The organism is uncultured Paraglaciecola sp., assembly GCF_937123705.1.
Classification (GTDB): domain Bacteria; phylum Pseudomonadota; class Gammaproteobacteria; order Enterobacterales; family Alteromonadaceae; genus Paraglaciecola.
The window spans coordinates 1-8,059 of the sequence record NZ_CAKZKO010000014.1 but is presented as its reverse complement, the minus strand read 5'-3'; the positions used below and the strand labels follow the sequence as shown (position 1 = coordinate 8,059).

Genomic DNA, 8,059 nt, shown 5'->3' with positions numbered 1-8,059 from the left:
AACCCTCTAAAAATCGCAAAAGCAACCCTATTTAGACTTGCTTCGGACAAGGGCAGGGCCTCTAACTAGGGTGTACCCTAAATAGATTACTGCGGATCTACCATCACTTGAAAACTAACAGAGCCACCTTCTCCACCAAGGAGTGGAGCATCAGTGAAGTCCCATCTGATACCAGTATCTGGTCCCACTACAGGCGTACACGTCATGTTAGATGGAGTGACATCACAGCGTGCGCTGTCAAGCACAAATGCTGAGTAGTCGGGCACGTTATCATTTATCTGAAGATCTGTAATTGGGCCTGTGCCTGCGTTGCGATAAGAAATACGGTACTCCAGAAAATCGCCCGGATTAGCTTCGTTTTTAGTTGTTTCCACCCCGCCCGATTGAGTTAAGTTTTTAACTGTTTTGTTCAAGACTAATCTGGATGCACCTACTGCTGGTGTTACTGGCGTAGTTGATGAAGCAGGTTGAGTGGGTGATACATTGCCGCTGGCAGTCGTCACATCATTGATTACTAAGGATTCAGTAATGCCTCCGGTATAAGTGAATGATGCCGTTGTGGATAACAGATGGCGGTCTTGAACAGAAACATTGGAGCCTGCAAATACTTTATTAATAATACACAGTTGCTCGCCTGCGTTAATACCAAGATTCATTCCACCCACCTGAGCATCAGAGTCGGTGCCGTTAAGTACGCCGTCACAGTTATAGTCTCTGTAAGTGATGAATGACCAACTTGGAGAGGCTTGTCCACTTTCTGTTGCAGTAAATCGCACCGAACCGCTCTCGGGAGTCGTGAATTCGTGAGCATAGAAAATTACATTACCAGGTAGCACCGTACCGGTATGGTTGGGTGAAAATGTGGGGCCACTGATGTCACCAAAGTCTTGGTTTTGGTGACTTTGATTAACCACTGATACGGTAATAGTATTGTTACTAGTTGAGCTATATCCAGCGGGGTCTTTCTCTACTGGTGGGCATTGTGATGGAGTAGGCACTGTTTGCCGCGCACTTTCGATGATCTGGTAGTTACCCGTAGAGACCGGGAAGAAAGCGTAGTCACCTGAGCCATTCGTCTTTACACTGCGGCAGGTATTACTATTTGTGTGATAAAGAACAACAGTAACATCTGAGATGCCTTTCTCCCCTGCGGTATAAGCACTGTTGCTGTCAGTGTCATGATAGACTTTACCGCTGATGTGGTAAACATTCAGTGATGCCTCTGTACGGTAGTCATCTAGGTTGTCTCTATTGTTAATAGGCGAGTTACCAGTGCCTGTACTGAGGCTGACACCTGTTCGGACGTGGTTTGCCAGTCCGCCAGTACTCTGAGAAGCATATTCTATAACTGTATTTGCTAGTGTGTTGCCCGGTGTAACTCCTGGAACAACACTAACATCGAAACTAAACGTAATGTCAGCTCCAGGATCAAGTTGTAATGGTTTTAACAACGTTAGAGTTTCGTTATTCAAGCCTGATACAGCAAAGTCAGCGGCAGTAATTGGGGTTGTAGTATTATTTTCGTAAACATTTCCTGTTGTCGTAACAGTAATATTGTTAATGTTTTTCAAGCCATCTTGTAAGGTGATGGTCCATTGGGTGTTATCATCTCCTGCTGCTTGAAAAGCAGTTGCATTTCCAACATTACTAACAAGCATTTCCATGTTGATCGTGTTGAGATCTGTTGTGGTGATGGTAGGTGTGAGAGTGAGGCGTGGCTCAGCAATCTGGTGATAAGCTGCACTAGAATGATTTGAGTAGGCACCGTTTAAACGAACCCTGAATCGATTGTAGGCTTTTCTGGCTTGCTGGTTGATGAGATTATCAATCACTAAGGCATCAAATTCTAAAACGATGTATTCACTGTCAGGGTCATTATCATTATTAACTAGGTTACCCAAAAGAAAGCCTACGTCTGTGCCTGATGAAAAACTACTGCCCGTCGCATTAATTCCACAAGTGGGAGTAACAAGAATATTCCCTGTATAATTTAAGGTGTTTCCTGAAGAGCAGGTAAACGATGAGGTAATACCGTCATTAGAAATTAGTGCAACATTAGCTGTACCGGGTAGGTATTGTAAGCCTGTGGGTACTTGGTCAAGAAGGTAGGTAGAGTTTGAGGTACCCTCAGGTAATGTAACGACAAGTTGGTATCGAATGGTTTCGCCAATAGAGACAAGGCGAGGGCTAGCATTGGTACCCGCTCCGGCCTCACTGGTATGTGTTTTGTCAGTACTAATAATGCGCTTTATTGGAGCTGATGGTGCGGTTGAGAAAACAGCAAAGTCACTAACCTCTGGAAATGCTGGAGCATCCACTGCAGAGGCCCAACTAACATATGCAGTATTACGGTGTGTAGTACTAACTTGAATTGAGTAATCCACCTGACAAGAAAATGCAAAGGATACCGTAGATCCCGGTGCAATGGGCGCGCTTAGGAGGTACCCAGAGCTTGTAAATAAATCACCACTACCCACAGGCTTGTTGCTAATCGTACAGTTTGAAACGCTATTAGGCAGCACGTCCCGAATTTTGGTGTCGTATGCATTGGCTCCACCATCATTTGTCACATCAATCGTATAGTTGACAGTATCGCCAGCGTCTACTTGTGAACTTGGAGATACATTTTTATCAATACTTAAGACAGGTGCACGCAAGGTAAAACTTACAGCATCATAAAGATTATTTGTAGTGCCTGTTGTATTGCTAGCAGATTGCTCAAATATATTGGTTAAAAATAAATCATCTTGAAAAGGGTCAGTACTAATGATCATGGCACCGATATCAACTTCAATGACCTCAGGGTCCTCGCTATCCACATCAGGCCATTCAATGACTATGCCATTCGTTGTGCTGCTAGTAGTAATAGAGATAGGAGTAAGCCCCATGGTGTCATTAGGGCCGTGGCTGATATCGGTATTTATAGCTAGGTTTAAAGTGGTGTCAATGCCTGAGGCCTTTAAGGCTGGTAGGGGTAAGAAATCACTGAAAACAATGTTTCTGCTATCTCCTGATGGAATGTCTAGACGTAAACGGAAACTAATCGATTGGCCAGGTTGGTACTCAGGTGATGGATTTATTATAGTTTTACTTATCGCTAATGGGGCTACCACCAGTGTTGCATTCGAGTCATCAGAACAGTTAGTCGCACCACTTTCGACATCATAATTCAGGACTGCGTTATTGACGAGGGCATCTCTTGATCGCAGCGGTTGAGTGTTGTTGTAATGTTGATCAACTGTAGCAGTGTAAGTAATGACACCCGTTGTTGTTGCTGCGAATGTCGTGCCGTAAGCCGCAGTTAGATCGTAGTTAACGGTTGTTTTTCCGCCGCTTGGAGTATCGTTTGAGACCACCGGTGTAATGTTATACGTTGTCCCTTCAACCGTCATGGATTGCACACCGACATAAGTTAAGCCATCAGGCATCACATCTGTAATGGTAATATTATCTGCATTGATGTACTCACTGACAGCAAAGCTCAGGCTATAAGTAATAAGCTCACCAGGTATTATTGTTCCTTTATTGGCTGACTTTCTAAGAACAACGTGTTTGCCCGTATTTCTATCAACAGTATTTTCAATTGAGCACGACTGCGCGTCTAAATGGTCTACAGGATAGACCGGTATAGTGATAACCACATCCCGTGTGCTGCCGATTGTGCCTGTTCCATTATTACAGCTTACATCGACAAAACCACCGGGAGTCGTCATGTGGGTTGGTGTAAATGGGAGTGAACCTGACTGGACTTGCCCATCACTGTTGGTCACGGTAGCCACACAGGAGGCCCCGCCCACGTTTTCAATGGGGCCCACAAACTGTCGATTATTGGTTAACTTCACTTGAGGGAAAGTAATTGGCGCCACGGTGACCTCTGATGCTATATCACCAACTAACTCAATGTCATATTGAAACGCTGGCCCTGGTGGTGTTTCTGCCTCATCGGTAAGGTCATTTTCTGTATAGGTGATCACTGTGGGAGTGACTGCTTCACTGGCTGTTGTGCCTGTAATTGCAGTGGTGCCGGTTGCCGAGTCCCCAAACTCAAATACTGGGGTAACCTGAATAGCATTGTTTTGTAGTACATTAGGAGTGGCTGTTGAGTCGAGATCAATACAAATAGAGGTATTGAGCGGTGCGCTGCCATTAGTTACTGATCCAACAGGTAGTTGTATATTGTAATAACGGGCACCTGACTCACCACTGACAGGATAGCCTGAGATGGGATCAGTGGTGGTTGATGGTAGCGTACCAACTAGTGTGGTCGATGCAGCGGAACCAAAGAGTGTTGCCGAAGCAAGATCAAAGTCAGGTTTGAGGAATAGCTGAAAATAGGGGCCATAACCAGTATCCCCTGTCGTGGTAAATGTTGCGGTAAAGCAGAACTGTTCCCCTACAAATTGTTCGACTGGAACACCCGTTACTGACACGGTTGGTTCGGGTACCGCCTCTGCCGCATAGCTGACTATAGCGATACAGCCAATAAATAATTTTAATAGAAGTGTTGTTACGTTATTTTTATTAGCCATTATATGCATCCCCTAGTGTCTAATTTTTCAGGAAGCCCTGTAGTACCGTAGCCTGCTGATATTGGGTCGCACAGTAGTTCACTATAACTATAACTAACCTTAACACATGCTTTATATTTACCATTTGACAAGCTGGGGGAATAGCAAAATAGGTAAGCTGAAATCTGAGTGAGTGGTTTGATTTAGATGACGAGTGGTTATTTAAAGTTTATGTCTTAAATTTATCGGTAAGCATCAATATATTCACCTTCAATCTGAACGCTAGCTGAATGAAATTCCTATTTACCTATGCTATGGTCAATAAAAATAACCCCGAGAGACTGCGACTCGCAATCCACGTCTCTACTTAAAACACCGCACTTCTAGCCCCCAAGGGCGGTGTGAAAAAACGTAGCACTTTGCCGAGGTGTCTACGAGAGTGTCGAGAAAAACCAGTCTCCCCCCGAGTCTGATCTCAAGCACTACTAAGCCATCGCAGGGACGCGATGGCTTTTCTTTGAGCAAAACGTTCTGCTGGTATTGGTGGCACACTAGAGCGCCTTAGAATCAAGTTATTCAGGACGCGGAGCATTACCAAATAATTATGGGTGCTAGTGTTTCATGCTTAAAGCTGTAGCACTCGACAGTGCAAAAGAAACAGCCGTTCACTTGCCCGAAATGTTGACGGGCTTCAGTAATGGCTTCTTGGCACGTCGTAAACTTGCCCAAGAATATTCGATGGTCGCCCGTAGGCAAGCAATCGCAGTTAAGCGTGTGAATATCGTGAGTACCATCTGGCTGTGCCTTTTTTTCGACGAAGTAAATATCCATAAAGATTTTAAGAGAACGATAAAATGTGCAAAATAATACCTTATTTATCGCTCATATTTCAGTTACGTCGACGATGTAAGCGAATGCGCCCCGCGTAAAAAGCATAGCCCCTGTTCGGGTCTTACCATCGTAAGGACGCAAGGGCTCTTATTTTCTGCCCGATCAGGGTTAGTTCCGTTTTCAGCCCAGGTGCTCACTGAGTTTCCCAATCACTTTCCCCGCATGGAGAATGTATTTACCGTCTTCCGATAAACTCATTTCCAGAATGTCAGCCCCCAGTAGCTGCTGAGACAGCCGGTAGTAAGCGAGGACTTCGTAGAACGGCTTTTCAATAATGGCGAGGTAGCGCAGCAGTTTTCTTGCTTCTGGAGCCCCGTCTTGTAACTTGGCCGAGCCAATTTTCTCGCCCTGATAAAAGAATTCTACATTGGTATACACAGCTTTAGCGGTGTACTGGTCATTGACTTCGGAAGTAACGTTCACGGTTTAAACTCTGATAATTTTGAATATAAATATTTGCTTTAAAAAGACATGGAAAGGCAGATCACAGCCTAATAATCTTGCCTTGATGACAGATCGTTTTTCGGTCTTCGGAGTAGTAGAGTTCATCCATCTTGATTTGTGGGTAGCGTAAATGGATGTCATAGAACCGTTGTGAGTCCTGCACCCAGCCGCCTTTAATAGACCAATGGTCAACGATGGCTTGTGCTTCAGTCTCATTTCTAACCGCAATAACCGCCACGGGATGGCCGTTTACAAAGCACGTGAGTTGATTCTGGCTCAGCCTCGCCGCATAGGCGGGGTATTGGCTGGAAACGATTTTCATAATCACATAAGCCTGAATTTAGGTGTCGGTGGCGGAAACTAGATGGATATTAGTCTTTTAGCAAGTACTCATTGTTGAATTGCTTTGCGATTTTTAGTTATTGTCTGACCCTGCTCAATTTGCTGCTTAAATCACCCCTATTAAGCCAGGTTGCGTATTGATGACTGTGTAAAGCTCATTAGCTCCAAGTCAGTAAGACGCCAGGCAATGAACAGCCACCCTCCTGTTAACCCGCTTTTAACTCTAATCAATGCTGAAACCTTCCAGAATGGCCTTTACGGCACTTTAGGGTCTCGATGTATGGCGATACATGCCACAGACTAAGCAAGGGTTTTAAACCGCTTCTGATGCCCTGCAATCTAGTAAGGTGAATCAAACGTAGGTTGAGAGGGCTGCAAGCCCTACACTACTTCTGTTTTTGACTTTGTTTGTGATTGTCGGCTGGACTGGTTGGTATTAGCCCGTAGGTGCTACTGTGCTGACTGGCTCACGAAGCACAAAAACTGGTTCTCTATAGTTAGTTATCAACATCTTTTTCTATGTTTCTATGTTTCTACTTGTTTCTAAGCGCGATAACCTTATTTAAATCATATTGTTACGTGTTTAAAAAGCAACTTTTGATGGTTAAAAAGCAACTTTTGATGGTGTTAAAAGCAACTTTTGATGGTTAAAAGTTAAAAAAAAAAAAGTTTAACAAAAAATAAAATTAAACATCCGCGATTGTTTGCTTTTTGAATATTGTTAAACTAGTATTGTTTTTTAACTTTTAGATGCGGGTTGTGACTGAATGGCGACATCATTGGATGCGCAAATAGCCAAAATGAAAAGGACTATTGCGGCTAAAAATGCGAAGAAAAGCGCCCCGAATATCAACAAGGATTTGGCCGACAATCGAGATCTGACTAATAACGCTGTTACTCGATCAAATGCCCTATCTCGTGCTTATTATAGGTTCTCGCTTGCTGAGAAACGGGTCATGGAGTCATTGATTAGCCGTTTACACCCGCAGCGAAATGATAACGAATTGCAGGATATCAAGTTGTTAGCGACTGACTACGCTAACGCATATAAAGTGGATTTGAAGAACGCTTATAGAGACTTAATGAAAGCAGCAGACGGGTTGTTAAGCAGGGTAATAGTAACCACTGAGCCACCTTATACCGTAAAAACCACCCTAATGACTCAGGCGAAGTACCACGAAAACCAAGGGCATATCACTTGCACACTTAATCCTTCAATAGTACCTCACCTAATCGGTATGCGTAAAAAATTCAACTCGTACCCCTTAAGTAAAACCGTTGATTTTAGTAGCTCCTACACATGGCGACTCTATGAGGTCCTAGTTAGTTGGGCGCAACCTAAATCTGATACAGGTGGGGTTTTTTGTGGCTGGTTTGATGTTGAAGTGGATGAATTTCGTAGGATGTTGGGCGTTCCGGACTCATACAATCAAGGTAGATTTAAGCAAGTGATATTAGATGTCGCAGAAAACGAACTTCTGCATAAAACCGATATAAACGTGCGGTTTTCACCGAAGAAAACAGGCCGGAAAATCACATCTTATAACGTCACTTTTGCAGACAACGAACAGCAGCAATTGTCACTATGATAAAGATAATCAATTCTATAAAAAAACGTTTAGATAGCGCTGTTTTACTAGGCGTTGTGGTATGCGTTTCGATAGTAATTTTATTAAACATTGAGCCGTAGGAGGCGGAGAGTTAAGTAAGATCAGGCGCAGCCATCAGGCCACGCCCTACCCGTTCTGACCAGGTGTACCACCACCTAAGCCAGGACTTCACTTAAACGACTATTTAGGAGTCGAGAAAATGCAAAACGCACTATACAGCACAACTGCGCCTGTCAATAACCTTGCACAAGGCAATTCCCAAAA

General features: G+C 43.9%; 5 protein-coding genes. 2 read left to right on the top strand and 3 right to left on the bottom strand.

The annotated features are described in order from the left end of the window. Positions 1 to 86: 86 nt before the first annotated feature. Positions 87 to 4,529, bottom strand: a complete 4,443-nt coding sequence (locus Q0688_RS02850; protein ID WP_299072978.1) for an isopeptide-forming domain-containing fimbrial protein — start codon at positions 4,527 to 4,529, stop codon at positions 87 to 89. Positions 4,530 to 5,129: 600 nt separating this feature from the next. Between Q0688_RS02850 and Q0688_RS02845 the strand changes: the two genes are divergently transcribed. Further along, entirely contained in the window at positions 5,130 to 5,375 is a 246-nt protein-coding gene (locus Q0688_RS02845) for a hypothetical protein (RefSeq protein WP_299072975.1), read from the top strand. Between the two features lie 144 nt (positions 5,376 to 5,519). Here Q0688_RS02845 and Q0688_RS02840 read toward each other — a convergent pair whose 3' ends face one another. Then, positions 5,520 to 5,822 carry a hypothetical protein gene (locus Q0688_RS02840; RefSeq protein ID WP_299072972.1) on the bottom strand — a complete coding sequence of 101 codons (303 nt, stop codon included), beginning with the start codon at positions 5,820 to 5,822 and terminating at the stop codon, positions 5,520 to 5,522. A 61-nt stretch (positions 5,823 to 5,883) separates the two neighbouring features. Next, on the bottom strand, positions 5,884 to 6,165 hold the full coding sequence (locus tag Q0688_RS02835) for a hypothetical protein (RefSeq protein ID WP_299072970.1): 282 nt from the start codon (positions 6,163 to 6,165) through the stop codon (positions 5,884 to 5,886). A gap of 787 nt (positions 6,166 to 6,952) precedes the next feature. On the opposite strand from Q0688_RS02835, the gene Q0688_RS02830 reads away from it, so the two are divergent. Then, positions 6,953 to 7,774 (top strand): replication initiation protein, encoded by an 822-nt coding sequence (locus Q0688_RS02830; RefSeq protein ID WP_299072967.1) that lies wholly within the window; start codon positions 6,953 to 6,955, stop codon positions 7,772 to 7,774. The last annotated feature ends 285 nt before the right edge of the window (positions 7,775 to 8,059 follow it).